Origin of the sequence: Scleromatobacter humisilvae, from assembly GCF_023231945.1 — a bacterium.
GTDB classification, from domain to species: Bacteria; Pseudomonadota; Gammaproteobacteria; order Burkholderiales; family Burkholderiaceae_C; genus Scleromatobacter; species Scleromatobacter humisilvae.
On sequence record NZ_JAJLJH010000019.1, the window covers coordinates 13,557 to 39,037 of the forward strand.

At 70.6% G+C, this 25,481-nt stretch carries 20 protein-coding genes and 2 tRNA genes; 19 read left to right on the forward strand and 3 right to left on the reverse strand.

The annotated features are described in order from the left end of the window. The first annotated feature begins 30 nt into the window (after nucleotides 1-30). The 4 genes from LPC04_RS28710 (at nucleotide 31) to LPC04_RS28725 (ending at nucleotide 1,390) form a co-directional block, all read left to right on the forward strand. Nucleotides 31-106: transfer RNA gene (locus tag LPC04_RS28710), tRNA-Glu, on the forward strand. Nucleotides 107-171: 65 nt separating this feature from the next. After that, nucleotides 172-248: transfer RNA gene (locus LPC04_RS28715), tRNA-Asp, on the forward strand. Between the two features lie 164 nt (nucleotides 249-412). Continuing rightward, nucleotides 413-577 carry a hypothetical protein gene (locus tag LPC04_RS28720; protein ID WP_275685769.1) on the forward strand — a complete coding sequence of 55 codons (165 nt, stop codon included), beginning with the start codon at nucleotides 413-415 and terminating at the stop codon, nucleotides 575-577. Between the two features lie 150 nt (nucleotides 578-727). After that, complete coding sequence (locus LPC04_RS28725; RefSeq protein ID WP_275685770.1) at nucleotides 728-1,390, forward strand: hypothetical protein; 663 nt, start codon at nucleotides 728-730, stop codon at nucleotides 1,388-1,390. Here LPC04_RS28725 and LPC04_RS28730 read toward each other — a convergent pair. From LPC04_RS28730 to LPC04_RS28740, 3 genes are read right to left on the reverse strand one after another with little or no spacing between them, the layout of a single operon-like run. Next, nucleotides 1,383-1,898, reverse strand: coding sequence for a GNAT family N-acetyltransferase (locus LPC04_RS28730; RefSeq protein WP_275685771.1), 516 nt, complete (start codon nucleotides 1,896-1,898; stop codon nucleotides 1,383-1,385). The genes LPC04_RS28725 and LPC04_RS28730 overlap by 8 nt on opposite strands. Continuing rightward, nucleotides 1,898-2,467, reverse strand: a complete 570-nt coding sequence (locus LPC04_RS28735) for a methylated-DNA--[protein]-cysteine S-methyltransferase (RefSeq protein ID WP_275685772.1) — start codon at nucleotides 2,465-2,467, stop codon at nucleotides 1,898-1,900. Before LPC04_RS28735 ends, LPC04_RS28730 begins: the two co-directional genes overlap by 1 nt. Then, nucleotides 2,464-4,041, reverse strand: coding sequence for an Ada metal-binding domain-containing protein (locus LPC04_RS28740; protein ID WP_275685773.1), 1,578 nt, complete (start codon nucleotides 4,039-4,041; stop codon nucleotides 2,464-2,466). The genes LPC04_RS28735 and LPC04_RS28740 overlap by 4 nt, the downstream gene beginning before the upstream one ends. A gap of 218 nt (nucleotides 4,042-4,259) precedes the next feature. Between LPC04_RS28740 and LPC04_RS28745 the strand changes: the two genes are divergently transcribed. The 15 genes from LPC04_RS28745 to LPC04_RS28815 all read left to right on the forward strand — a co-directional run. After that, the gene (locus tag LPC04_RS28745) at nucleotides 4,260-7,268 is read left to right on the forward strand and encodes a serine/threonine-protein kinase (protein WP_275685774.1); all 3,009 of its coding nucleotides are present in this window, start codon (nucleotides 4,260-4,262) and stop codon (nucleotides 7,266-7,268) included. 138 nt (nucleotides 7,269-7,406) lie between these two features. Then, entirely contained in the window at nucleotides 7,407-9,092 is a 1,686-nt protein-coding gene (tagH, locus tag LPC04_RS28750; protein WP_275685775.1) for a type VI secretion system-associated FHA domain protein TagH, read from the forward strand. A 150-nt stretch (nucleotides 9,093-9,242) separates the two neighbouring features. Then, complete coding sequence (locus LPC04_RS28755; protein WP_275685776.1) at nucleotides 9,243-10,070, forward strand: PP2C family protein-serine/threonine phosphatase; 828 nt, start codon at nucleotides 9,243-9,245, stop codon at nucleotides 10,068-10,070. Nucleotides 10,071-10,417: 347 nt separating this feature from the next. Beyond that, complete coding sequence (locus LPC04_RS28760; RefSeq protein ID WP_275685777.1) at nucleotides 10,418-12,484, forward strand: type VI secretion system Vgr family protein; 2,067 nt, start codon at nucleotides 10,418-10,420, stop codon at nucleotides 12,482-12,484. A 29-nt stretch (nucleotides 12,485-12,513) separates the two neighbouring features. Beyond that, nucleotides 12,514-12,903 (forward strand): DUF4280 domain-containing protein, encoded by a 390-nt coding sequence (locus LPC04_RS28765; protein WP_275685778.1) that lies wholly within the window; start codon nucleotides 12,514-12,516, stop codon nucleotides 12,901-12,903. Nucleotides 12,904-12,915: 12 nt separating this feature from the next. Next, on the forward strand, nucleotides 12,916-13,455 hold the full coding sequence (locus LPC04_RS28770) for a DUF4123 domain-containing protein (protein WP_275685779.1): 540 nt from the start codon (nucleotides 12,916-12,918) through the stop codon (nucleotides 13,453-13,455). A 26-nt stretch (nucleotides 13,456-13,481) separates the two neighbouring features. Then, on the forward strand, nucleotides 13,482-14,900 hold the full coding sequence (locus LPC04_RS28775; RefSeq protein WP_275685780.1) for a type VI secretion system contractile sheath domain-containing protein: 1,419 nt from the start codon (nucleotides 13,482-13,484) through the stop codon (nucleotides 14,898-14,900). Between the two features lie 172 nt (nucleotides 14,901-15,072). Further along, complete coding sequence (tssK, locus tag LPC04_RS28780; protein ID WP_275685781.1) at nucleotides 15,073-16,410, forward strand: type VI secretion system baseplate subunit TssK; 1,338 nt, start codon at nucleotides 15,073-15,075, stop codon at nucleotides 16,408-16,410. A gap of 22 nt (nucleotides 16,411-16,432) precedes the next feature. After that, nucleotides 16,433-17,773, forward strand: coding sequence for a type IVB secretion system protein IcmH/DotU (gene icmH, locus LPC04_RS28785; RefSeq protein WP_275685782.1), 1,341 nt, complete (start codon nucleotides 16,433-16,435; stop codon nucleotides 17,771-17,773). A gap of 21 nt (nucleotides 17,774-17,794) precedes the next feature. Continuing rightward, nucleotides 17,795-21,337, forward strand: coding sequence for a type VI secretion system membrane subunit TssM (gene tssM / locus LPC04_RS28790; protein WP_275685783.1), 3,543 nt, complete (start codon nucleotides 17,795-17,797; stop codon nucleotides 21,335-21,337). Between the two features lie 12 nt (nucleotides 21,338-21,349). Next, nucleotides 21,350-21,943, forward strand: a complete 594-nt coding sequence (gene tagF / locus LPC04_RS28795) for a type VI secretion system-associated protein TagF (RefSeq protein WP_275685784.1) — start codon at nucleotides 21,350-21,352, stop codon at nucleotides 21,941-21,943. 117 nt (nucleotides 21,944-22,060) lie between these two features. Continuing rightward, a complete protein-coding gene (tssA, locus tag LPC04_RS28800; protein ID WP_275685785.1) occupies nucleotides 22,061-23,143 on the forward strand; it encodes a type VI secretion system protein TssA in 1,083 nt (360 codons plus the stop codon). Between the two features lie 41 nt (nucleotides 23,144-23,184). Continuing rightward, a complete protein-coding gene (tssB, locus tag LPC04_RS28805) occupies nucleotides 23,185-23,694 on the forward strand; it encodes a type VI secretion system contractile sheath small subunit (RefSeq protein WP_275685786.1) in 510 nt (169 codons plus the stop codon). Nucleotides 23,695-23,752: 58 nt separating this feature from the next. Next, on the forward strand, nucleotides 23,753-25,243 hold the full coding sequence (gene tssC, locus LPC04_RS28810) for a type VI secretion system contractile sheath large subunit (RefSeq protein WP_275685787.1): 1,491 nt from the start codon (nucleotides 23,753-23,755) through the stop codon (nucleotides 25,241-25,243). A gap of 131 nt (nucleotides 25,244-25,374) precedes the next feature. Further along, on the forward strand, nucleotides 25,375-25,481 hold a 107-nt coding region (locus tag LPC04_RS28815; protein ID WP_275684739.1), incomplete at its 3' end, for a type VI secretion system tube protein Hcp.

Consider the following 25,481-nt stretch of genomic DNA (forward strand, 5'->3'; position numbering starts at 1 on the left):
GGAAACCTGGTGCAGAATTGCTTTCAGACTGGCCCTATCGTCTAGAGGCCTAGGACACGACCCTTTCACGGTCGTTACAGGGGTTCGAATCCCCTTGGGGTCACCAGTCACATCGCAAGCCTTCAGCGCTTGCAGCGCCTCGAGCGGCGTCGCTCGAGTCGTCCGCCACGTGGAGTGGTAGTTCAGTTGGTTAGAATACCGGCCTGTCACGCCGGGGGTCGCGGGTTCGAGTCCCGTCCACTCCGCCACTCATCTCAAAGCCGTTGCGAATCGTCGATTTGCAGCGGCTTTTGACTTTGGGGCATGGCGCGCGACGTCGTCACATCGGATGAGTCGCCGGACAAGCGCTTGCCATGGCATTCGCACACGCGCCGCCAGCGGAAGCCTGCCCCGACGCGAAGCGGAGGACGCCATGGACGCCGTTGTCGCAGGACATCGTTTCGCGCGCCTGGCGGTGGCCGGCCGCAAGCTGTGGGATGACGGCCGGTGCGCCACTCCCCCGGCGCAGGCCGATCTCGCCGCGCCCCACGCGGGCGGACAGGCGCCGATCGTGATCCTGAAGGTCGAGGCCCGCTGAGCGGCCGCGATTTCAGGTTCGCCGAAAAGCAGCCGATATCCCGTTCATTCCCGCCCGGGAAGGCCGCGCGCTGCCGACAGCCGACGTGTCGAAGGCGACACGATCTACAGCTTCTCGCGCACCGAGCCGATACACAGGCAGGAGCCCGCCATGAACGACTGCCACGACCTTACCCCGAACGCCGGCGCGCGCGCCCCCGCCCGCGCGTCCCGCGCGCGCGGGGGGCTCGCGCTGGCGGCCGCGGCCTGGCTCGCGGCGTGCAGCGCGGTGCCCAACGCGGCGCCGAAATATCGCGAGCCGCCCAAGGGCGTGGCCGCGGCCAAGGTGCGGGTCGTCAACCTGCGTCCGTACGCCTACTACGCCGACATCGCCGTGTTCGACTCGCCGTCGTGCTTCACCAAGGCCAACCTCGGCATGACCGGCGGCAACAGCCGCGACGCCGAACGCATCGGCATGCTGGACGACAAGCCCGTGTCGCCCGCCACGCTCGAGCGCTACGTGCGCGCCGAGGAGGCGCTGGTGATCGGGCCGCGCGCCGTGTTCCCGACGGTCACGAGCGCCGAGGTCATGCACGTGCTGCAGCCCGACACGCAGAACGAGGTGCGCGCGCGCACCGCCGGCGTCTGCAAGGTGCCGGCGTTCGTGCCGAAGGCGGGCGAGCAGTACGAAATCGAGATCGACCTGACGCCCGCGCGCTGCACGGTGACGCCGTACCACCTGGTCGGCACCGACGGCGCGGTGCGACGCGAGCCAGTGGAAGTGCACGAGTCGCGCATCTCCACCTACGAGTTCGACATGAAGTGCTTCAAGTGAGGTCGATGGCGTAGACCAGGGCCACGATCGCTTCGCCGGCCCAGGTGTCGTCCACGCGATCGACGCAGCGCCAGCCGAGCGACTCGTAGAAGCCGATGGCCGGCGTGTTCGTCTGCAGCACCTTCAGGTGCAGCGCGCTGGCGCCGACGTCGCGCGCCCACTGCGCCGTCGCGGCCAGCAGCGCGGAGCCCGCGCCCAGCCCCTTGCGGTCGGGACGCGCGTGCAGGTTGTTGATGTAGACGCTGCCGCGCTCGTCGGGCGCGAAGGCCGCGACGAACGCGATGGGCTCGCCGTCGGACTCCGCGACCAGCACGCGGCCCGCGCCATCCAGAAGCGCCGGCAGCTTGCGTCGCCAGTCCTCGATGCTGGCCGCCGGCATCGTGACGTCGAGGTAGTGGTCGGATACCTGGCCCCGGTATGCGACGCGGCGGCTCTGCACGTGGATCTCGTCGATGGTCGCGAGGTCGGCCAGCGTGGCGTCGCGCAGGCCCAGCGGCGTCCTTGCCATCACAGCAACTGGGCCTGCGCCTCGTGGCGCGCGCCGGGCGCCAGCGCGGTGCCCTCGATGTCCAGCAGCGCCTGCTTGCGATGCAGGCCGCCCGCGTAGCCGGTGAGCGTGCCGTTCTCGCCTATGACGCGATGGCACGGCACGATGACGGAGATCGGATTGCGCCCGACCGCCGCGCCCACCGCGCGCGACGCCTGCGGGCTGCCCAGCTCGCGCGCGATGCGGCCGTAGCTGACGGTGTCGCCGCACCGGATCGCGCAAAGGCGGCGCCAGACGGCCTCCTGGAAGTCGGTGCCGCGCGGCGCCAGCGGTACCTTGAATTCGCGCAGCCGGCCCGCGAAATAGAGCGCGAGCTCCTCGCGCGCCTGCGCGATCCAGCGCTGCGCGTCGTCGACGGGGGCCTCGAGCATGCCGGGCGAATGCAGCTGGTCGCCGAACCACAGGCCCATCAGGCCCTCGTCGCTGGCCAGCGCGGTGAGGGGGCCGAGCGGCGTGTCGATGACGCCCTGGACGAGTGCGTCGCCGGTGGTGCGGCGCGCGGGCAGGGCGTGGGAAGCGGTGTGGGTCATGCTGATTCCTTGGCGGTCGTCTTGCGGACCGCATTGCGTTTCTTGACGGGGGCGGGCGCCGGGCTCGGATCGTCGGACTCCAGCGCCCGCCACAGCGCGATGACGGCGTAGGAGCGCCAGGGACGCCAGCTCTCGGCCATCGCGATGGCCTGCGGTGCGTCGCGCGCCTGCGCGAGGCCCAGCGCCTTCAGCAGGCCGATGTCGGTCGCGGGAAAGGCGTCGGGCCAGCCCAGCACGCGCAGCGCGAGCAGCTGCGTCGTCCAGTCGCCGATGCCGGGCAGGGCGAGCAGCGTGTCCTGCGTGCTGGCCAGCGGCGCGCCGCGATGCAGCGGCAGGCCGTCGACGACGGCGCGCGCGAGGCCCTGCAGCGCGGCCACGCGCTGGCGCACGATGCCCAGCTCGCCGATCGAGTCGGGCGTGGCCGCGGCGATCGTCGCCGCGTCGGGGAAGCAGCGGGTCAGGCCGGGCCAGGGCGTCTCGACCGGCGCGCCGAAGCGCTCGATGAGCCGCCGCGTCAACGTGCGCGCGGCGGCGACGGTGACCTGCTGGCCCAGCACGATGCGCGCGGCGGTCTCGAAGCCGTCGAAGCTGCCGGGCATGCGCAGGCCCGCCGTCATCGCCGAAGCCGGATGCAGCTCGGCCAGCGTCGCCAGCAGCGGCGCCATGTGGGTGGGATCGGCGTCCAGGTCGAGCGCGTGGCGCGCCGCCTCGACCAGCTGGCCGCTGTGCGCGGCGAGGTTCGCGCTGGCGCGCAGCTCGACCTCGTGGCGTTCTTCCAGGAACTCGATCTCGATCCAGCCGCGCGCGGGTTCCGCCGCGGCGCCGGCGTGGCCGGATTCGTCGACGGCCGGCCGCGGCGCGCTCCAGGTGCGGCGGATGACACGGCCGCTGACCTCCTCGACACCCGCCAGCACGCGCTGCTCCCAGAACGCCAGCATGCTGGCGACGTCATACGGCGGCCGGTATCCGAGGCGGACCCGCAGCCCGTCGCCGCCGGCCTTGGACGAGCGCGCGGCGCCGCGCAGCTCGGTCGGCTTGAGCCGCACCTGCTCGGCGAAGACGGCGTTGAAGCGGCGCAGGCTCTCGAAGCCGCAGGCGAGCGCCACCTCGGTGACGGGCAGGTCGGTGTCGGTCAGCAGCTGCTTGGCCTGCAGCAGGCGTTGCGTGGTGAGGTAGTCGATCGGGCTGACGCCGTGCGCCTGCGCGAACACGCGCCGCAGGTGGCGCTCGGTGACGCCCAGCCGCGCCGCGAGCTCGGGCATGCGCACGGCCGCGCCGACGCGCACGGCATGGTCGATCATGCGCGCCGCGTGCTGCGCGAGCACCTGCGACGAGTCCATCAGGCTCAGGCCCGGCGCGAGCTCCGGACGGCAGCGCAGGCACGGCCGGAAGCCGGCCTGTTCGGCCGTGGCGGCGTTGGCGTAGAAGCGGCAGTTCTCGCGGCGCGGCGTACGCACGCGGCACACCGGGCGGCAGTAGATGCGCGTCGACGTGACGCCCACGAAGAAGCGGCCGTCGAAGCGCGCGTCGTGCGCGGCGAGGGCCTTCCAGGCGATGTCGGGATCGAGTTCCATGCCGTCATCATAGGCAGGCGCCAAGTCCCTACTCGCCGTTTTCGGACACGTGTATTTCGCGTGGATTCCGGCCCGGAAACGCGCGCCACGTGCGACGCGGCGCGCAGGAGGCCGCGCAACACTCGGGTAACATTGCCGACGCCAATCGCCGCCGAGAAGGTCTTTCCGGCGGCTCCGGATGCCCGGTTGCCCGGGCGTCGTCGTCCACTTCGAGCCCATTGAGCGACGTACCCAAACAGCTGGGCAAGTACGAGATCCGCCGAGCGATCGGCAAGGGTGCGATGGGCATCGTCTATGAGGGATACGACCCGATCATCGACCGGATCGTCGCCATCAAGACGATCAAGAAGGACGAGCTCGACGCCGAGGAGGCCGAGGAGCACTCGCGGCGCTTCCTGATCGAGGCCAAGGCCGCCGGCCGCCTGAACCACCGCAACATCGTCGGCATCTACGACTATGGCGAGGAGAAGGGGCTGTCCTTCATCGTCATGGAGTTCGTGCAGGGCAAGGAGCTGAAGTCCTTCTTCGCGGCCCGCCATCCGTTCTCGATGTCGCAGATCGTGCGCCTGATGGGCGAGCTGCTCGACGCGCTCGGCTACTCGCACGGCCGCGGCGTCATCCACCGCGACGTCAAGCCCGACAACATCTTCGTCACCGACGACGGCTCGGTGAAGCTGGGCGACTTCGGCATCGCGCGCATCGACTCCACCGCGAAGACGCACGCCGGCACCGTGCTGGGCACGCCCAGCTACATGGCGCCCGAGCAGATCCGCGGCGAGACGGCCGACGCGCGGTCCGACCTCTATGCCGCGGGCGTCATCCTGTACCAGTTCCTGGTCGGCGAGCGGCCGTTCTCGGGCGGCATGGTCGCGGTGATGCAGAAGGTGCTGATGGAGGCGCCGAAGCCGCCGTCCAGCCACAACCCGTCCATTCCGGAGGCGATCGATGCCGTGGTGTTGCGGGCGCTGGCCAAGGTCGCGACCGACCGCTTCGCCAGCGCCGCCGAGTTCAGCCGCGCGCTGACGGCCGCCGTGGGCCTGGCCGACTCCGGCGACGAATCGGAGTCGACGATGATCATGTCGGCTGAGGCGTTGAAGCACCTGAACGACGGCGTCGCGCCGGCCGATCGCACGGGAACGGGCACCGGAACCGGAACCGGCACGGGCACCGGAGCGACCGGCGGCAGCCATTCCGGCAGCGGCGCGTCGACGGGCCGCGCCGCGGCGGTCGAGGAGGCCCGGCGGCGCGCCGACGAGGCCCGGCGCCGCTACGAGGAGGACATGAAGCGCGCCGAGCTCGAGCTGCAGCAGGCCGAGGCCGAACAGCGCGCGGCCGAGGCCGAGGCACAGGCGCAGTCCGCGCAGTGGCTCGAAAGCTCGCGGGCGCTGCTCGCCGAAGCCGGGGCGCAGCTCGAGGCGGGGCAGGCGCTGTTCGCGCAGAACACCTTGCTGATCGACGGCCCCGCCAACGCCGCGGCCGGGCGCGCCGTCGTTGCGAAGCTGCGCGAGAGCGCCACGGCGATTGGCGCGTTCGTTGCCGACTCGTACGCGCTCGCCCCCGACGCGCAGGCCGAGCTGGAATCGCGCCGCGGCGCGCTCGACGCGGCCGCGGCGGCGCAGGAGACGCTCTGCGAGCGCATCGAACGCGAGGGCCGCAGCGCGCTCGGGGGCTTCGAGCAGAAGCTCGACGTGCTGGAAAAGCGCCTGTCCGGCCAGGACGGCGCGTGGGGCAGCGAGTCGCGCGCGCTGGAGTCCGTCGATGCGGCGGCCGGCGAGGCGCCGATCGACGCCATCCAGGCGCGCCTGGACAAGCTGGCCGCCAGCGTCGAGCAGGTCGGCAAGGGCTTTGCGTCGATGCAGGCGCTGCCGTTGAAGCTGCCCGTGCCGCTGGCCGAGCGCGTCGCCGTCATCGAGGCCCAGCTGAAGGCGCAGACGGGCTACATCGCGCGCCTGCGCAGCGAGACCGAGGCGGCGCGCGAACGCGCGCGCGCCGAGGCGCAGGCCAGGCGCGTCGCCGAGGAGCAGGCGCGCCGCGCCGCCGAGGTCGCGCGCGAGCAGGCCGCGGCGGCCGCCCGATTGCAAGCCGAGGCCGAGGCGGCCGCGCAGCGCAAGCGCCTGGCCGATGAACTGGCCGAGCGCGAGGCTGTCGAGGCCGAGGCGAAGCGCCGGGCCGAGGACCAGGCCGCGCAGGACGCGGCCGCGGCCCTCCGACGCCAGGCCGACGAGCAAGCGCGCCTCCAGGCCGCCGCCGATGCGACGGCCAAGGCGGACGCCGATGCGCGCGCGAAGGCCGTGCTCGAGGCGAAGCGCCAGGCCGACGAGGAGGCTGCGCGGCGGGCGGATGTCGAGGCGAAGCGCGCGCGCGAGGCGCAAGCCGCCGCGATGCTGAAGCCGGCCGATCCGGAGGCGACCATGCTGGCCCGCGCCCCGGCGCCCGTCGCCGCCGACGACGACGCCGAGTTGACGATGGTGCGTCCGATCCGGGACAAGCCGCCCGCGCGCGCGCCCGCTCCCGCGCGTGCGCCGACACCGCCGCCCGCAGCGCCCGCGCCGGTCGCGGTGGCGCCCTCCGGCAGGAACCCTCTGCTGCTGCCGATCGCGGGTGCGGCGGTCGTCGCGCTCGCGGCGGGCGCCTGGTTCGTGCTCAAGCCGGCGCCGGCGCCGACGACGGTCGACAGCGCGCCGCCGCCGCCGGTCGCCGCCGTGCCCGTGCCGTCGCCGACCCCCGCGCCCGCGCCGGCAGCGTCGCTGGTCGTCGCATCGCCCGCACCGGCGCCTGTCGCGACCGGCGCCAGCGCCGTCGTCGCGCCGACGGTCGACGACACGGCCGCTGCGCAACGCAAGGCCGACGAGCTGGCCCGGCGCAAGGCCGAACTCGACGCGCAGGCCAAGGCCAGGGCGGACGCCGACGCGAAGGCAAAGGCGGACCAGGAAGCTGCGCAGGCCAAGGCCGATTCGGACGCCAAGGCCAAGGCCGATGCGGAGGCCGCCGCGGCGTTGAGGCCTCCGCGGGTGGACGCCCATGCCGACGCCTCGGACCTGCTGCGCAAGGGCTACGAGGCCTATCTCGCCGGTCGCGTGCCCGAGGGCATCCGCCAGATGGAACGCGCCGATGCGATGGGCGCGCCTGGCGCGCGTGCGCGGCTGTGCGCCATCTATCGCAAGCCGACGGCGGCCGAGGGCAAGGACTTCCTCAAGGAAGCCAACAAGTGCAAGGGCGTCGACTAGCCGCGAATCTCCCGGGATAACCCTGGATCTGTCTCGCCGCCGCCGCGCAAGGATGTCCAGGAAGCCCCGATTTCGCCGGCACGGCGCGCGCGCCGGATCCAGCGCGCCATAATCGTTTCGACTCCTCATCGAACTGCCATGGAACTCGTCGTCCGCGCATTGCGTTGCCCTCCGCCCGACCAGCCGCAAGCGATCAACGCGCGCTTCGGTGCCAATGGCGGACGCATCGGGCGCAGCAACACCTGTTCGCTGCCGCTGCCGAGCCCGGATCGCTACATCTCGCGCGAGCACCTGGAGATCCGCTGCCGCGACGGCCGCTATTCGCTGAAGGTGATCTCCAAGGTCAACGGCTGCAGCGTCAACGACAACGCGGTGCCGCCAGGCGCGGCGGTGGAGCTGTCCAACGGCGACCGCATCCAGCTGGGCGACTACCTGCTGGTGGCCGAACTCCAGGGTGCCTCCGCCGCGGCACCCGCTGCACCCGCCATCCGCGATCCGCTCGCCGCGTTCGGCCATTCCGCCGGCGCGCGTGCCGACAGTCTCGACATGATGGCGTCGCTCGCGCCGCCACCGGCAGCCGGTGTTGCGCGCGATTCGCAGTTCGGCACGTCGCCCAACTGGGCGAAGCCGCCGACGCCCGAGGCGCGGCGCGCGCCGCCAGTGGCGCCGCTGGCCCAGCCGCTCGAGGCCGATCCTGCGGCCGGCGACCTGAGCCGCATGCTCGACGCGCCGCCGTCGGCGTCCCCGCGCCCGCGCGCGGCGAGCGCGGATGCCGCGGCCCATCGCGTGTCGGTGCCGGCCGGCAACGACTACGGCGCCAGCGCGCTCGACGCGTTCCTGGGCACGGACAGGCCCGCCGCCGCGGTTCCGATGAGCGACCAGGCCCAGGGCCTGTTCCGCCAGCAGGACGTCAACCTCGCGATGCCCGCGCAAGGCAACAACACGCTGCCCGAGCCGTTCGACGACGACATCTTCGCGGCCCTCGACAAGGACTTCGGCCCGGCCCGCAGCGCGCCGGCTCCAGCGCCGGCGCCGGCGCCGCTCGCCCCCGTCCGCGCCGCCGCGCCGCCGGCCGACATCGACCCGCTGGACATCGACCTGATGGCCGACGTCGCCGCACCCGCGCGCACGCACGTCATCGCGCCGCCGCGTGCCGCGCCCGAGCCCGCCGTCGCGCCGAAGGCCCCGCCGGTGGCCGCCGGCGGCGCGGGGGTCGACGGCACCGCGGCGCTGGCCGTGCTCGCGCAGGCACTCGAGCTCGAGCCGGGCGACCTCGATGCATCCAACCCGATGGAGACGATCCGCATCGTCGGCGAGCTGCTGAACCTCACCGTCAACGGCCTGTACCAGATGCTGCAGATGCGCGCCGAGCTCAAGAACGAGCTGCGCATCGAGGATCGCACGATGATCGCGTCGCGCGAAAACAATCCGCTCAAGCACTCCGAGTCGGCGCGCGACGCGTTGCGCTATCTCGTGGACGTGCGCCAGCATGGCAACAAGCTGTTCCTGCCACCGGTCAAGGCCATCGGGGACGCCGTCAACGACGTCTGCGCGCACGAGATGGCCGTCATGGCCGGCACGCGCGCGGCGCTGCTGGCCGCGCTGAAGATGTTCGCGCCCGACACGGTGGAGAAGCGCATCAAGAAGTCGGGTGCGCTCGACAGCGTGGTGCCCGCGCTGCACCGGGCCAAGCTGTGGGAAAGCTTCCTGGCGATGTATGGCGAGCTCGAGAAGGAAGCCGAGGATCATTTCGATCGACTGCTCAATCAGGAGTTCGCGCGCGCCTACGCGGAGCAGGGCAAGAAGCTGCGACGCAAGAAGTGAGCAGGGCGGCGACGCGACGGGCGTCGCAACCGGTCCGCCAGCCGTCTTTCCCGCGATCCCCGTCGTCGCGGATCCCGGACGCATCAGGATCATTCATGAAGCTCGGTTCCCGCTCCGCACGCAGGCCCTGCCCAGGCGGGCATCGCTGAGATGGCCGCCCTCGGCACCACGGCCCCCCATTGCGAGATGGCCTCGCGCACCGATGCGGGACGCGTGCGCTCGGCCAACGAGGACGCGCTGCGCTTCGACGCGAACCTCGGCCTGGCGATCCTCGCCGACGGCATGGGCGGCTATGCCGCGGGCGAGGTGGCCAGCCGGATGGCGGTCGACGAGATCTTCGACGAGCTGGCGTCGGCGCTGCCGCACCTGCATGCGGCGCCGGTGTCGCCCGACCGCGCCGGCCTGCACGAGGACATGCGCTTCGCCGCGGCGCGCGCCAACGCCAGCATCATCGCGGCCGCGCGCCGCGAGCCCGACTACGAGGGCATGGGCTCGACGCTGGTCATCGCGGTGCTGATGCACGACCGCATGACGGTCGCCCACCTCGGCGACTCGCGCTGCTATCGCTGGCGCGCCGGCGTGCTCGAACAGGTCACGCGCGACCATTGCTGGGTCGACGAGCAGATCGCGATGGGCGCGCTGTCCGTCGATGCGCTGCTGGATCCGCGCTTTCGCAACATCGTCACGCGCGCGCTGGGCATCGAGGACGAGATCGATCTCGAGGTGCACGACCACGAGGCGCTGGTCGGCGACGTCTTCCTGCTGTGCTCCGACGGCCTGACCGACATGCTGGACGACGGCGCGATCTCGGCCCACTTCGGGGCCGGCAAGCCGCTGGTCGAGACGGCGTCGCTGCTGGTGGACGCGGCCAACGAGGCCGGCGGCCGCGACAACATCTCCGCGCTGCTCGTGCAGGTCGGTACGCCCCAGTCGCCGGGCTGGGCCGCGCGCCTGGTGCGGCGGCTGCACGGCGGCTGAGCCACCGGGCGCCGCCCCTTGGCGCGGCGCGCGGCAAGCCCCGAAACCGGGGATCTTGCCGAGGTCGAGCGCGGCTGTAATGTGCTGAAATCGACTCGGCCTGGCCGCTGCTGCACCATGCGGGCAAGGCGCGAGAACGTCGCGGCGCAACACGAGGCCCCCCAAGTGGTGAATCGCAAACCCGTTTGTTTGAGACGAGAATTCGGCAGCCCCTCGCATCGGGCTGAAAGGCTCGCGGCGCAGCATTTGTTCGTCATGGGCGGCGTCTCCCGCATCGTCGACGAGGGCGGCAACCTCGTGGTCTCCGTCCGCCAGAGGCCGTGCCCCACGGAACAAAGGAAATCGCCATGAGCCGCCTGCTTGAGATCTCCACCGCCGCCGGCGCCGACGTCTTCGTCGTGCAGCGCTTCACCGGGCGCGAGGAACTGGGCCGGCCCTACGAATACCAGCTCGAGCTGCTGTCGGAGCGCTCGGACATCGCGCCCGAGAAGATGCTGGGCACCAACGCCACGGTGCAGCTGGAGATGACCGACGGCTCGTCGCAGCGCTACTTCAACGGCTACGTCACGCGCTTCGTCATCCAGGGCGCGGTGCGCACGCCGGCGTTCAAGGGCAATACGGGGTACCTGTATCTCGTCACGCTGAACCCGGGGCTGTGGTTCCTCGGGCATTCGGCCAACAGCCGCATCTTCTCGCAGACCGCGATCGGCGACCTGGTGATGGCGCAGCTCAAGAACGACACGCTGATGGGGGTCGAGAGCAGCGTCGGCAGCACGGAGACGCGCGACTACGTCGTGCAGTACCGCGAGTCCGACTTCGACTTCGTCAGCCGGCTGATGGAGCACGCGGGCATCTACTACTACTTCACGCACGACAACGGCAAGCACACGATGAAGCTGCTGAACGCGCTCGGCGACCAGCAGGCCACGCCCAACCTGGCGCAGCTCGAGTTCGCCGGCCCCGGCTTCGCCGACGCGACGCTCGGCAGCCTCGAGCTGGTCTCGAAGGTGCATGCCGGCTCGTTCGCCACCGGCGACTACAACTACGTCACGCCCAACACGCAGATCGCCTCGGTCAGCGCCAATCCGAAGTCGCACGACAACGCCGGCTTCGAGGTGTTCGACCACCCGATCGGCACGACCACCGGCGCGCAGGCGACCACCTACGCGACGATCCGCGGCGAGGAACTCGCGAGCCGCTACTCGATCGCGCACGGCAAGGCGACGGAGCGCCGGCTGCAGGTCGGCTTCAAGGTCAAGGTCGTCGACCACGGGGTGGCGGCGCTGAACCGCGAGTACCTGGTGATCGGCCATTCCTTCGTCGCGGTCAACAACCTCGCGGCCAGCGGCGGCGGCGACGGCGGCTCGTTCACGTGCGAGTTCGAGGCCATCCCGTCGTCGGTGCAGTTCCGCACGCTGCGCACCACGCGCAAGCCGGTCATCACGGGCACGCAGACCGCGCTGGTCGTCGCCGACTTCCGCAACGACAGCGACGCCAGCACCGGCGGCAACCTCGGCCGCATCAAGGTGCGCTTCTTCTGGGATCGCTACGGCAGCGACTCGTGCTGGGCCCGCGTGTCCACGCCGTGGGCCGGCAAGGGCTACGGCTTCCAGAACATGCCGCGCGTCGGCGAGGAGGTGCTGGTGCAGTTCCTCGAGGGCGACCCCGACCGGCCCGTCGTCATCGGCCGCGTGCACAACGCCGAGAACACGCCGCCGTTCAAGCTGCCGGCCGGCGCGTCCTACACGGGCCTGAAGTCGCTGAGCATCGATTCCAGCGGCAAGAGCGTGGCCGGCAAGTGGAACGAGCTGCGCTTCGACGACACCGACGGCGCCGAGCAGATCTACCTGCAGGCGCAGTACAACTTCGACACCCGCGTGCTCAACGACCACAAGCTGTGGATCGGCAACGAGTCGCACCACTACGTGAAGGCCGACGCGTTCGCCAAGTTCGACGGCGACCACCACGTGCAGACCACCGGCGACCACAACGAGAAGATCGGCGGCAAGCTGTCGATGGACGTGGCGTCGGACGTCCACCTCAAGAGCGGCTCGGCCGTCCTCGTCGACGGCGGGCAGGAGATTCACCTGAAGGCCACGTCCAAGATCGTCCTGGAGTCGAGCACGATGGTCTCGCTCGTGTGCGGCGGCAACTTCGTGACGCTGAGCCCGGCCGGGGTCGACATCAAGGGCATCATGGTCAACGTGAACTCCGGCGGCAGCAAGGGCTCGGGCAGCGCGATCAGCCCGCAGGCGCCCAAGGCCGGCAAGGACGCGATGACCAGCGAAGGCGGCGCGGCCGTCGACAAGCCCGCCGCGCCGACGGCGCCGACGGCTTTCTCGCCCAAGGCCAGCAGCTTCCTGACGGCCGCGAAGACCGGCGCGCCGTTCGTGTCGTCGTCCTGCCCGGGCTGACGCCTTTCCCTGCGAACCAGGAGAACACGATGCCCAATCACGTTTGTCACGGTGCCTTGCTCCAATGCACCATGGGCATGGCGCCCAGCAGCCTGGCCGTGCTGCCCATCAAGATGGTCAACACGTCCAACGTCCCCGCGGCCAACATCATGGATCACGTGCCGATGGTCAACATCATGCCGTTCGGCATGTGCCAGTCGCCGGCCAATCCGATGGTGGCCGCCGCCACGGCCGCGGCGCTGGGCGTGCTGACGCCGATGCCCTGCATCCCGGTGACGCCGTCGCCATGGGTGCCCGGCTCGCCGACGGTCATGCTGGCCAACCAGCCCGCGCTGAACAAGAGCTCGATGCTGATGTGCAACTGGGCTGGCCAGATCAGCATCCAGGTCGAAGGCCAGATGACGCACACGATTCCCTGAAGACTGGAACCCATGTCCGAACGCTCCCTTCCCATGCCGCCGGCCGTGCAGACGCGCCTGTGGCAAGAGGCCGGCGACATGCCCGCCTACGTCATCCTCGATGGCGCGCAGAACCCGAGCCTGCTCGAGGCGCTGTACGCCGACCATGCGCCTCGCTGGCGCTGCCTGTTCACCGGCCAGCTGGAGCCGGACATGGCCACCGTCGCGCCCTACCTGATCGAACTCGAGCCGAGCGCCGCCTTCACGCGCCGGCTGCTGGCCGAGGGCTGGGGCCAGAACTGGGGCGTGTTCCTCACCAGCCAGCTCGCCTTGCCCGCGCTGTGGCGGCACGTGCGCCAGCAGGTGCACGTCTACGGGCCGGACATGGAGTCGCTGTTCTTCCGCTTCTACGACCCGCGGGTGATGCGCAGCTACCTGCCGACCTGCCCGCAGCAGCAACTGGCCGCGTTCTTCGGGCCGGTCGACTTCTATTTCGCCGAGGGCGAGGAGCCGACGCGGGCGCATGCGTGGTCGATCGCCGACGGGCGGCTCGTCGCCCAGAGTCTCGGCTGAGCGCCGGCCAACGAAGGAGCGCCGCCATGCCCGCTATCGAGTTGAACATCGGACACCTGCCGTCGCCGCGCCGCCAGCGCAGCGACGACGACGGCGACGACGCGGCGCCGTTCCGAGTCGTCGTGCTGGGCGACTTATCGGGCCGGCCGCGCGCGCGCCGCCAGCCGCTGGCCGAGCGGCGGCCGGTGCGCATCGACATCGACAACTTCGACAGTGTCTTCGCCCGCATCGCGCCGGTCGCCGAGATCGACGGCCTGCAGGACGAGGCCGGCGTGGCGCTGCGCATCGCGCTCGAGTCCATGGACGACTTCTCCGCCGACGCGGTGCTGGCGCGCCTGCCCGCGCGGGCCAGCGCGAGCGCGTCGCCCCCGCCTGCGCCCGCGCGCGAGGACGGCGCGGAGGACGCCGCCGCGATGATGAAGCGCCTGCTGGGCGGCGACCTGCCCGCGGGCGCGCCCGCGCTGGCCGCCACGCCGTCGTCCACGGCCGATGGCGCCATCGATCGCTTCATCCGCCAGCTGGTGGGCGATCAGCTCGTCGCCGCGACGCCGGCCCCCGCAACGCGCGTCGACGAACCTGCCGTCTCCGCGCTGCTGCGCCACGTGCTGCGCGATCCGGCCTGGCGTCGTCTCGAAGGCGCGTGGCGCGCGGTCGACCGCTTCGTGCGCGAGCTCGACATGGCCGATGGCCAGGTGCGCCTCGAGCTGTTCGACTGCCGGGCCGACGAGCTGCTGGCCGATCTCGGCGCCGTCGCCGCGGAGCCGGCGCGGGCCGCGCTCGCCGCGGTGTTGAACGGCGATGGCCGGGGCTGCGATGTCGTCGTCAGCCTGGAGGAGTTCGGGCCCAGCCTGGTCGAGTTGTCGCTGCTGGGCGGCCTGGCCTCCGTGGCCGCGGCCCAGGGCGCCGTGCTGCTCGCCGGCGCCGCGCCGGCGCTCGCTGCCGTGGCCACGAGCGACGACGCGCAGGTGCTGGCCGCCAACGAGTCGCGCGTGTGGCGGGCGCTGCGCGAGAGCGCGCTCGCGCGGCATGTCGGCCTGACCTTCCCGCGCCTGCTCGCGCGCCTGCCGTACGGTCCGCGCAACGAGCCGGTGTCGGCGTTTCCGTTCGACGAACTGGCCGATGCCTCCACCCTGTCGCTGCACGACGCGCTCGTCTGGCGCAGCGCCGCGCTGGACGCCGCCTTGCTGCTGGCGCAAGGCGACGTCGACGGCGGCGTCGAGACGCGGGTGCAACTCGCCGACCTCCCGGCCTTCATCGACCGCAGCGGCGAAGAGCCCCGCCTGCAGGCGGTGGCCGAGGCGTATCTCGGCGAGCGCGACGTCGACGTGCTGCAGGCGGCCGGCCTGATCACGCTGCAGAGCGAGCGCCGCGTGCCTGAAGCGCGCGTCTCGGGCTGGCAGTCGATCGCCGCAGGCGGTGGCGAACTCGCCGGCAGCTGGCGTTGAAACCCGATGCGAACGCGCGCGCTCGCCGCGGTCCTCACGAGGGGAAACTGCGGTTTTCTACCCTCGGCGCGCCGAATGAATACGTGTACATTTGCTGCGGCCCCGCGACGTTCCGGGTCGTCAACATGAACCCGCGCGTCGCCCCTGCGCCGGTTCTCACGACAACAAGAGCATGAGCCGAAAGCGCGTCATCTGGTCGGAGGGATTGTTCCTGCGGCCGCAGCATTTCCAGCAACTCGAACGCTCCGTCGAGATGCTCGTCGAGTCCCGCGCGGCCGGCCTGCTCGCGCCGGGCTGGGGCTTCACCAGCCTGCGGCTCGACGACGAGGCGCTCAAGATCGGACGGCTCTCGATCAAGGCCGCGCGCGGCGTCATGCCCGATGGCACGCCGTTCTCCATCCCCGAGGAATACGCCGCGCCGCTGGCGCTCGAGATCGGCACCGAGGTCAAGGAAACGCTGGTGCACCTGGCGCTGCCGCTGGTGCGCTCGGGCATGCCGGAGTTCGCGGTCGACGCCGGTCCGTCCACCGCGCTCGCGCGCTTCGTCGGCCAGGACCTGCGCGTCGAGGACAACGTGCTGGGCGTCGGCGATCCGGCCGACATGAAGCTGGGGCAGCTCAACCTGCGCCTGATGCTGGACGACGATCCGCGCTCGGGCTTCTGCAGCATCGCGGTGGCGCGCATCGTCGAACGCCGCAGCACCGGGCAGCTGATCCTCGACGAGAGCTTCATCGCGCCGGCGCTCGATTGCCGCGGCAGCTCGCGCCTGCAGGATTTCCTGATCGAGGCGCGCAACCTGGTGCGCCATCGCGCCGACACGCTGGCCGCGCGCCTGAACCAGTCGCAGCAGAAGGGCGTCGGCGAGATCGGCGACTTCATGATGCTGCAGGTCGCCAACCGCTACGACCCGTGGCTCACGCACCTCGGCGAGCGCGAGTCGCTGCACCCCGAGGCGCTCTACACGGTGCTGGTGCAGGCGGCCGGCGAGTTCTCCACCTTCAGCGACCGTCGCAGGCGCCGCGCGCGCGTGCAGGCCATCTATCGCCACGAGGACCTGAAGAACACCTTCGAGCCGTTGATGTTCGACATCCGCGAGCTGCTCACCGAGGTGATCAACCCGAACGCGGTGCCGATCCCGCTGCAGGAGCGCGCCGCCGGCCTGTACACGGGCATGGTGCCCGACGTCGACCTGCTGCACAACGCGCAGTTCGTGCTGTGCGTCAACGCCGACCGGCCGGCCGAATACGTGCGCGGCCGCTTTCCGCCGCAGGTCAAGATCGGGCCGCCCGACAAGATCCGCGACCTGGTGCGGCTGCACCTGCCCGGCATCGACGTCGAGCCGCTGCCGATGGCGCCGCCGCGCATGCCGTACTACGCGGGGTATACCTATTTCCAGCTCGATCGCAGCGGCGACCTGTGGAAGCAGCTCGACGTCACCAAGGTGATCGCGCTGCACATCGCGGGCGACTTCCCCGGCCTCCAACTCGAGCTCTGGGCCCTGAAACCCTGAGCGTCCTTCGATCGATCGCATCATGACCCAACCTCCCTACCCAGGCCAGCCGGGCACGCCGCCCCCGCCGCCGGACGATTCGGAAGCCACGATCATGATCCCCAAGCCGGGCGGCCGCCGCGCGGCGGCCCAGGCACCGATGGCGGGCCAGGCGATGACGCTCGATGCGTCGGCGGTGCTGGCCGACGTCGAGGACGCCGCCGGCCCGGTCGGCCTGAACCCGCTGGTGGCCAACGCGTCGGTGCTGCTCAACACGGTGCCGACGATCCGGCGCTCGCTGCGCCACGCCGACCCGGCCGGCCTGCGCGACTACCTGCTGCGCGCGATCACCGAGTTCGAGACGCGCGCGCGCGCCGCGGGCGCGACGCCCGAGCACGTGCTGATCAGCCGCTACGCGCTGTGCACCGTGATCGACGAGGCCGTCGCCAACATGCCCTGGGGCGCGAGCCCCGAGTGGGTGCAGCAGAGCCTGCTCGTGACGCTGCACCGCGAGGGCTTCGGCGGCGAGAAGTTCTTCCAGCTGCTCGAGAAGGCGATGGAGGATCCGCGTCGCAACATCGACCTGCTCGAGCTGATGTACGTGTGCATCGCGCTCGGCTTCGAGGGGCGCTACAGCGTCATCGAGAACGGGCGCCAGCAGCTCGACGTCGTGCGCGACCGGCTGCACAACGTGATCCGGCGCGAGCGCGGCGAGTTCGAGCGCGACCTGTCGGGCAAGTGGCGCGGCGTGCAGCGTGTGGCCAAGCCGCTCGTGCGGCGGCTGTCCGCGTGGATCGTGCTGGCGGCCGTGGCGCTGCTGCTGTTCGTGCTGTACCTGGTCTTCGCGCTGCTGCTGGCCTCGAAGTCCGACCCGGTCTTCCACCAGCTCGCGGCGATCCACTCGGACGTCGGCGACCTCAAGCGCGCGCCGCCGCCCCCGCCGCCGCCGGCCGCGCCGCGCCTGAAGCCGCTGCTCGCGCAGGAGATCCTGGACGGCCAGGTCGACGTCGAGGAGGACGCGACGTCCAGCCACGTCATCATCCACGGCGACAAGTTCTACGACCCGGGCAGCGCCGACATCAAGTCCGAGCTGGTGCCCGTGATCAACCGCATCGCCGCGGCGATCAACCAGGTGCCGGGCGTCGTCACCGTCAGCGGCCACACCGACAACCAGCCGACCCGGCGTTCGCTGCGCTTCCCGTCCAACTACGAGCTCTCGCTCGAGCGCGCGCGCGGCGTCGCCACCTTGCTGGGGCAGACGGTGCAGAACCACGCGATCAAGGCCGAGGGCCTGGCCGACAGCAAGCCGCTGGCGCCGAACACCACGCCGGAAGGACGCGCGCGCAATCGCCGCGTCGAGATCACCTTGCGCACCGGCGCATAACCGGGCGGAGAACCGAACAACATGTGGGCAAAGCTCAAGAGCTTCTTCGCCAATCGCTGGGTGCTGGCGTTCATCGGCCTGCTGGTCGTGTCGCTGCTGATCTGGTTCGTCGGCGACGCGATCGCGTTCTATGACCATCGGCCGCTCGGTTCGGCCGGCGCGCGCATCGGGTTGATCGTCCTGGTCTGGCTGGTCTTCGCGCTCGTGGAGGGCCTCAAGCAGTTCCGCGCGTGGCGCGCCAACAAGGCGATGCTGGCGGCGATGGGCGAGGGCGCGTCCAGCAACTCGGCGCTGTCGCAGCGTGAGGTCGCCGAGCTCAAGAAGCGCTTCGACGACGCGATGGCCACGCTGCGCAAGGCGCGCTTCGAGGACAAGTCCGGCAGCGGCCGCAACTACCTGTACCAGTTGCCCTGGTACATGTTCATCGGCGCGCCGGGCTCGGGCAAGACGACGGCGCTGGTCAACTCGGGCCTGCGCTTTCCGCTCGAAGGCAAGATGGGCAAGGACGCCGTCAAGGGCATCGGCGGCACGCGCAACTGCGACTGGTGGTTCACCGACGAGGCCGTGCTGCTCGATACCGCCGGGCGGTATACGACGCAGAGCAGCAATCGCGAGGTCGATGCCGCGGCGTGGACGGGCTTTCTCACGCTGCTGAAGAAGTTCCGCCCGGCGCAGCCGCTCAACGGTGCGATCGTCACGGTGAGCCTGTCCGACCTGTTCACGTCGTCGTCGGCGCAGCGCGATGAGTACGCGCGCTCGATCCGGGCGCGCATCCAGGAGCTGTATTCGACGCTGGGCGTGCGCTTCCCGATCTACGTGGTCGTCACCAAGTGCGACCTGCTGGCCGGCTTCGCGGAGTTCTTCGGCGACCTGGGCCGCGAGGCGCGCGCGCAGGTGTGGGGCACGACGTTCGACTTCCCGCTGCCCGCAGGCGCGAACCTGGGCGCGACGTTCGCGGGCGAGTTCGACGCGCTCGTCGCGCGCCTGAACGCGCGCCTGACCACGCGCATGGAAGAGGAGCGCGACCCGCAGCGGCGCGCCACGCTGTTCGCGTTCCCGCAGCAGTTCGCGGGCCTGCGCGACATGCTCAAGGCCTTCCTCGACGAGGCCTTCCTGAGCTCCGCGTTCACCGAGGAGCCGATGGTGCGCGGCGTCTACTTCACCAGCGGCACGCAGGAGGGCAGCCCGTTCGACCGCGTGCTGGGCAACATCTCGCGCGTCTACGGGCTCGAGCGGCAGGTGCTGCCGCCGGCGTCGTCGTCGGGTCGCAGCTACTTCCTCACGCACCTGCTGCGCGGCGTGATCTTCGCGGAGTCCGACATCAGCGGACGCAGCGCCGTCATCGAGAAGCGCCGCGGCCGCGTCGCGCTCGCGCTGTATTCGCTGCTGGCGCTGCTGTCGCTGCTGCTGATCGTGGGCTGGACGATCAGCTTCGTACGCAACCAGGTGCTGATCAAGGACGTGGCCGAGGCCTCGGCCGAGGTCACGAAGCAGGTGGCCGCGGTGCCGCCGCTGCCCACCGGCGACGTCACGACCGTGCTGCCGGTGCTCGACGCCGCGCGCAACATCCCCACCGGCTACGCCGATCGCGACGCCGGCGTGCCGATGTCGCGCGCCTTCGGCCTGAGCCAGAGTGGCAAGCTGGGCACGCAGGCCGACCGCGCCTACCTGAACCTGCTGCGCGATGTCTTCCTGCCCCGCATCGCGCTGCGCCTCGAGCAGCAGATCCGCGAGGCCAATTCGCCCGAGGTGCGCTACGAGGCGCTCAAGACCTACGTGATGCTGTACGACCCGGCGCACCTGAAGGCGGCGGACGTCAAGACCTGGATCTCCGCCGACTGGGATCGCACGCTGTCGCGCGACATCACGCAGCTGCAACGCGCGTCGCTGCTCGCGCATCTCGGCGCGGCGCTCGACCAGCTGCCGCTCGAGATGGTGCTGCCGCAGGACCAGGCGCTGGTGCAGCAGGTGCGCACGCAGCTGGCCGCGGCGTCGCTCGCGCAGCGGACCTATTCGCGGCTGAAGCGCATCGGCGTCGAGGGCGTGCCCGACTTCCGCGTCACCGATGCCGGCGGCCCGCAGGCGGCGCTGGTCTTCACGCGCGCCTCGGGCGCACCGCTGTCGCAGGGCGTGCCGGCGCTGTTCACGGTGGCCGGCTACGACAAGGGCTTCCGCGCGCAGGCGCCGCTGCTGGTCAAGCAGCTGGGCGACGAGGAGGCCTGGGTGCTGGGCACCTCGTCCAACGGCTCGGGCGTGGCGCGCATGGCCACCACGCTCACCGAGGTGCAGCAGCTGTATCTCAACGAATACATCAAGAGCTGGGACGACCTGCTGGGCGACCTGCGCCTGATCCAGTCGTCCAGCCTGCAGGGCAGCATCCAGACAATCACGCTGCTGTCCGCGGGCGACTCGCCGCTGAAGCTGCTGCTCAATGGCGTGGCCAAGGAGACCAAGCTCGCCACCGGCAACGACAGGTCGGCCGAGGCCGCGGCCGCGGGCCTGCTGGACAAGGCCACCGCCGCGATGCGCAGCACCGCCGACAAGCTGATGGGCACGCCGGCCGCCAGCGCGCAGCCGGCGGCCAAGCCCGAGGCCGTGGTCGACGCGCACTTCGAGCAGTTGCAGCGCGTCGTCGCCGGTCCAGCCGGCCAGCCCGTGCCGCTCGACGCGACGCTGGGCGTGCTGAAGGAATACGAGGTGCAGCTGCGCGCGACCGACGAGGCGATCAAGCGCGGCGCGCCGGTCACGTCGGATGCGCTGATCGTCGCCCGCATCAAGAGCGAGGCCGACCGCATGCCGCCGCCGGTCAGCAACCTGCTCAACGGACTGATCTCGCGCAGCGGCGCGCAGTCGGCCGGCGCCGGCGCGGCCGCGGTGAAGGCGGCCGCGGCGGGCGAGGTCGGCAGCTGGTGCAAGCCGGCCGTCGAGGGGCGCTATCCGTTCGTCAAGGGCGTGGCCAAGGAAGTGCCGCTGGGCGACTTCGCCAAGCTGTTCGCGCCCAACGGCGTGATCGACGGCTTCGCCAAGACCAAGCTCGTCGGCATGGTGGACATGAGCGGCCCGCTCTGGAAGCCGATCCAGATTGCCGACGGCGTCGACGCGTTGCCGCCCGCCGCGATCGCCAACTTCCAGCGCGCCGCGACGATCCGCGACGCGTTCTTTCCCGGCGGCGCGGCCAATCCGCAGGCCTCGCTCGACCTGCTGCTGCAGCGCGTCGACGACGGCGTGACCGACGTGCAGCTGTCCATCGACGGCCAGGTCAGCTCGATGAAGCCGGGCACCAACGCCGCCGCGCGCCTGTCCTGGCCCAGCCTCAGCCCGGCCAGCCAGATCAAGCTGACGCTCGTGATCGGCGGCAAGCCGTCGACGACGCCGCTGATCTTCGACGGCCCGTGGGCGCTGTTCCGCTTCGTCGACGCCGGCAAGGTCGAAGGCGGTACGCCGGAACGCCAGAGCGTCAGCTACGCGGAGGGCGGCAAGCAGGTGTTCTTCGAGCTGCGATCGGGCAGCGTGCGCAATCCGATGCGGCTGCCCGAGCTGGCGCAGTTCCGCTGCCCCGGCTAGGAGACTGCCCAGATGGCCGGCGGCTTCTACGGCAAGCTTCCGAGCGAAGGCGACTTCGTGACGCGTCGCCTGCCGTGGGAGTTCACGTCGGCCTGGGACGACTGGCTGCAGCAGGGCATGCAGGCCTCGCGCGAGGCCTTGGGCGCGCGTTGGCTGGAGCTCTATCTGTCGGCGCCGATCTGGCGTTTCCAGGTCGCGCCGGGCGTCTGCGGGCCGATGGGATGGCGCGGACTGTTCTTCGCCAGCGTCGATCGCGTTGGCCGCTACTTCCCGCTGACGCTGGCGTTCCCCGACGCCGGCGCCACCGGGCTGGCGTCGCTCAGCAACGAGCCCGAAGCCTGGCTGGGCATCGAGGACGCCGCGCTCGCGGGGCTGGCGCCCACGCTGCCGATCGCCGACTTCGACCGCATGATGGAAGCGCTGGCGCTGCCCGCCGGCGCGGCCGCCGATCCGGCGCGTCCGCGCGCCTGCTTCTACACCGCCGGCTCCGACGACGTGCCGGCGCGCGGCATGAGCCTCGCGGCACTGCCGCCGCCCGCATCGTTCGTCGACCTGATCGCGCCCGCCGCGCCGGCGTCATCGAGCGCGTTGACGGACCTGCTGTGACTTCTTCCGCGCGCGACCGTTCGAGCTGGTGAGGACATACCCTTGTGCGTAATTCGCCGTAATGTTCCCCGTCATGCTCGACCACTACACTGAACCCAGTTTCGGAGACAAGCCATCGTGATCGATTTCGACGCTCTCTCGCGTCCCGTCAGCGACGAGGAACCGGCCGGCCCCGACCTGGAGTACTCCAGCGTCGCCGAGCTCGATCGCTTCGCCGCCGGCACCCCGGGCACGATCGATCCGTCCACCCAGGAGCTGGTGGGCGCGGAGGAGCCGAACTGGCGCAAGGTCGCCGAGATGGCCACCGAGTTGCTGGGCAAGACCAAGGACCTGCGCGTGGCCGCGTGGCTCGCGCGCGCCGAGCTCGCCAACCGCGGCCTGCCCGGCCTGGCCGATGGCCTGAAGCTGATCGCGCTGCTGCTCGAGAACTTCTGGGAGACGGCGTACCCGATGCTCGATCGCGACGAGGGCGACGATCCGATCGAACGCCTGAACGTGCTCGCGAACCTGGCGCCCGATCCGGCGCAGTCCTACGGCTCGCCATCCGCCGAGGCCTTGCTGCGCACGCTGCGCGGCACGACCATCGTCGAATCGCGCGAGGTCGGGCGCTTCACGGTGCGCGACCTCGACTACGTGCTGGGCCGCATGACGCCGCCTGCCGGCCAGACCGCGCCCGCCGCGGGCCTGCTGGCCGCGGCATGGAAGACCGGCGACGCGGCCGCCAACCAGCACAAGCGCGACGGCATCGCCGCCGGCCAGGCGGGCGTCCAGGCCATCGTCAAGCTGTTCGCCGAGCGCAGCGGCCAGCGTCCCAACCTCGACCTGCTGCAACAGACGTTCCGCCGCGTCGGCGAGTTCTACGCCGAGCAGGATGCCCAGGCCGCGGCCGAGGCGGGAGACGCTGCCGACGGCGCTTCCGAAGGCGCTGCCGACGAACTAGGGGGTGTCCCGGGAGGCGGGAAATCCCCTCGTTCGGGCGGCTTGGCTTCGCGTGCCGATGCGGTCAGAATCCTCCAGCAGGTCGCAGCTTTCCTGCGCAAGTCGGAGCCCAGCAGCCCGGCGCCCATGTTCGTCGACCGTGCGGTCAAGCTCCTCCAGATGGACTTCAACGCGATCGTCAAGGAATTGATGCCCGACTCGCGTGACCGCATCGAGATGCTGGGAGGCATCTCCCTCGAAGAACCCGAATCCGACTCCTAATCCGTAGCAGTCGACCGTATTTTCCCCAGGAGAGAAACGTCATGTCAGGAAGCAGCCAGAAGTTCATCGCCCGCAACCGTGCGCCGCGCGTGCAGATCGAATACGACGTCGAGCTGTATGGTTCGAACAAGAAGATGCAGATCCCGTTCGTGATGGGCGTGATGGCCGACCTGTCGGGCAAGCCGGCCGAGCCGCTCGCGCCGGTCGCCGACCGCAAGTTCCTGGAAATCGACGTCGACAACTTCGACGAGCGCCTGAAGTCGATGAAGCCGCGCGTGGCGTTCGCGGTGCCCAACACGCTGACCGGCGAAGGCAACTTGAGCGTCGACATCACGTTCGAGAACATGTCCGACTTCTCGCCGGAAGCGGTGGCCAAGAAGGTCGGCGCGCTGAACAACCTGCTGGAGGCACGCACCCAGCTGAAGGATCTGCTGACCTACATGGACGGCAAGGTCGGTGCGGAGGAACTGCTCGGCAACGTGCTGAAGAACCCCGAACTGCTGAAGTCGCTCGCCGCCGCGCCCAAGCCCGCTGACAAGCCGGCCGAATAACGCGCCGCGTCCGCACTCGCGTCCACCGAACCGTCCAGAGATCCCGAGGAGTCCACCGATGACCACCCAACAAGATTCGTCCGCCGCCGCCGGCGCGATGGCCGAATTCGACGATTTCGCTGCCCTGCTGCAGAAGGAATTCAAGCCCAAGACCGACCAGGCCAAGACCGCCGTCGAGAGCGCCGTCCACACCCTGGCGCAGCAGGCGCTGGCCGACACGGCGCTGGTGTCCACCGACGTCTACAACACGATCGAGGGCCTGATCGCGGCGCTGGACAAGAAGTTGTCCGAGCAGGTCAACCTGATCCTGCACCACGCCGAATTCACGAAGCTCGAAGGCGCGTGGCGCGGCCTGCACCATCTCGTCAACAACACCGAGACCGACGAGATGCTCAAGATCCGGGTGATGAACATCACCAAGGGCGAGCTGCACAAGACGCTCAAGCGCTACAAGGGCACGGCCTGGGACCAGAGCCCGATCTTCAAGAAGGTCTACGAGGAGGAATTCGGCCAGCTCGGCGGCAACCCCTACGGCTGCCTGGTGGGCGACTACCACTTCGACCACAGCCCGGTCGACGTCGAGCTGCTCGGCGAGATGGCCAAGATCGCCGCTGCCGCGCACGCCCCCTTCATCGCCGGGGCCTCGCCGACGACGCTGCAGATGGATTCGTGGCGCGAGCTGTCGAACCCGCGCGATCTCACCAAGATCTTCGACAACTCCGAATACGCCGCCTGGCGCTCGCTGCGCGAGTCGGAAGACGCGCGCTACATCGGCCTGGCCATGCCGCGCTTCCTGGCGCGCCTGCCCTATGGCGCCAAGACCAACCCGGTTGATGCGTTCGACTTCGAGGAAGAAGTCGAGGGTGCCGACCACAACCGCTACGTGTGGGCGAACTCCGCGTACGCGATGGCCACCAACATCACGCGCGCCTTCAAGCTGTACGGCTGGTGCACGACGATCCGCGGCGTCGAGTCCGGCGGCTCGGTGCCCAACCTGCCGGTGCATTCGTTCCCGACGGACGACGGCGGCGTCGACATGAAGTGCCCGACCGAGATCGCGATCTCCGACCGCCGCGAGGCCGAACTCGCCAAGAACGGCTTCATGCCGCTGGTGCACCGCAAGAACAGCGACTTCGCGGCCTTCATCGGTGCGCAGTCGCTGCAGAAGCCCGCCGAGTACGACGATCCGGACGCCACGGCCAACGCCAACCTGGCGACGCGCCTGCCGTACCTGTTCGCGTCGTCGCGCTTCGCGCACTACCTGAAGTGCATGGTGCGCGACAAGGTGGGCTCGTTCGCGAGCGCCGCGTCGATGCAGCGCTTCCTGAGCGACTGGATCGGCAACTACGTCGTCTCCAACCCGGAGAGCGCGGGCCAGCTGATCCAGGCGCAGAAGCCGCTGTCGGCCGCCGAGGTGATCGTCGAGGAGGTCGAGGGCAACCCGGGCTATTACACGTCGAAGTTCTTCCTCAAGCCGCATTACCAGCTCGAAGGGATGAGCATCTCCCTGCGCCTGGTGTCGAAGCTGCCGTCCGCCAAGGCGGCCTGAGCCGCGCGGCGGCACGAAGTCGAGCGCCGCGGTTCCCGGAACCGCGGCCGGCCAATCAGCCCTTCGGGGCGTAGTCCCAACAGGGGCGAATTCCGGCCTGCAGGGCTGGGATGGTGATCAGGAGAATCAAAATGGCAATGGACATGTTCATCAAGATCGGCTCGCTCAAGGGCGAATCCGTCGACAAGACGCATGCGGGCGAAATCGACGTCCTGGCCTGGAGCTGGGGCATGTCGAA

Excerpts from the sequence above, each read along its gene's own strand:
- LPC04_RS28720 (WP_275685769.1), top strand. The coding sequence starts at position 413 with ATGGACGCCGTTGTCGCAGGACATCGTTTCGCGCGCCTGGCGGTGGCC.
- LPC04_RS28725 (WP_275685770.1), top strand. The coding sequence starts at position 728 with ATGAACGACTGCCACGACCTTACCCCGAACGCCGGCGCGCGCGCCCCC.
- LPC04_RS28730 (WP_275685771.1), bottom strand. The coding sequence starts at position 1,898 with ATGGCAAGGACGCCGCTGGGCCTGCGCGACGCCACGCTGGCCGACCTC.
- LPC04_RS28735 (WP_275685772.1), bottom strand. The coding sequence starts at position 2,467 with ATGACCCACACCGCTTCCCACGCCCTGCCCGCGCGCCGCACCACCGGC.
- LPC04_RS28740 (WP_275685773.1), bottom strand. The coding sequence starts at position 4,041 with ATGGAACTCGATCCCGACATCGCCTGGAAGGCCCTCGCCGCGCACGAC.
- tagH (WP_275685775.1), top strand. The coding sequence starts at position 7,407 with ATGGAACTCGTCGTCCGCGCATTGCGTTGCCCTCCGCCCGACCAGCCG.
- LPC04_RS28755 (WP_275685776.1), top strand. The coding sequence starts at position 9,243 with ATGGCCGCCCTCGGCACCACGGCCCCCCATTGCGAGATGGCCTCGCGC.
- LPC04_RS28760 (WP_275685777.1), top strand. The coding sequence starts at position 10,418 with ATGAGCCGCCTGCTTGAGATCTCCACCGCCGCCGGCGCCGACGTCTTC.
- LPC04_RS28765 (WP_275685778.1), top strand. The coding sequence starts at position 12,514 with ATGCCCAATCACGTTTGTCACGGTGCCTTGCTCCAATGCACCATGGGC.
- LPC04_RS28770 (WP_275685779.1), top strand. The coding sequence starts at position 12,916 with ATGTCCGAACGCTCCCTTCCCATGCCGCCGGCCGTGCAGACGCGCCTG.
- LPC04_RS28775 (WP_275685780.1), top strand. The coding sequence starts at position 13,482 with ATGCCCGCTATCGAGTTGAACATCGGACACCTGCCGTCGCCGCGCCGC.
- tssK (WP_275685781.1), top strand. The coding sequence starts at position 15,073 with ATGAGCCGAAAGCGCGTCATCTGGTCGGAGGGATTGTTCCTGCGGCCG.
- icmH (WP_275685782.1), top strand. The coding sequence starts at position 16,433 with ATGACCCAACCTCCCTACCCAGGCCAGCCGGGCACGCCGCCCCCGCCG.
- tssM (WP_275685783.1), top strand. The coding sequence starts at position 17,795 with ATGTGGGCAAAGCTCAAGAGCTTCTTCGCCAATCGCTGGGTGCTGGCG.
- tagF (WP_275685784.1), top strand. The coding sequence starts at position 21,350 with ATGGCCGGCGGCTTCTACGGCAAGCTTCCGAGCGAAGGCGACTTCGTG.
- tssB (WP_275685786.1), top strand. The coding sequence starts at position 23,185 with ATGTCAGGAAGCAGCCAGAAGTTCATCGCCCGCAACCGTGCGCCGCGC.
- tssC (WP_275685787.1), top strand. The coding sequence starts at position 23,753 with ATGACCACCCAACAAGATTCGTCCGCCGCCGCCGGCGCGATGGCCGAA.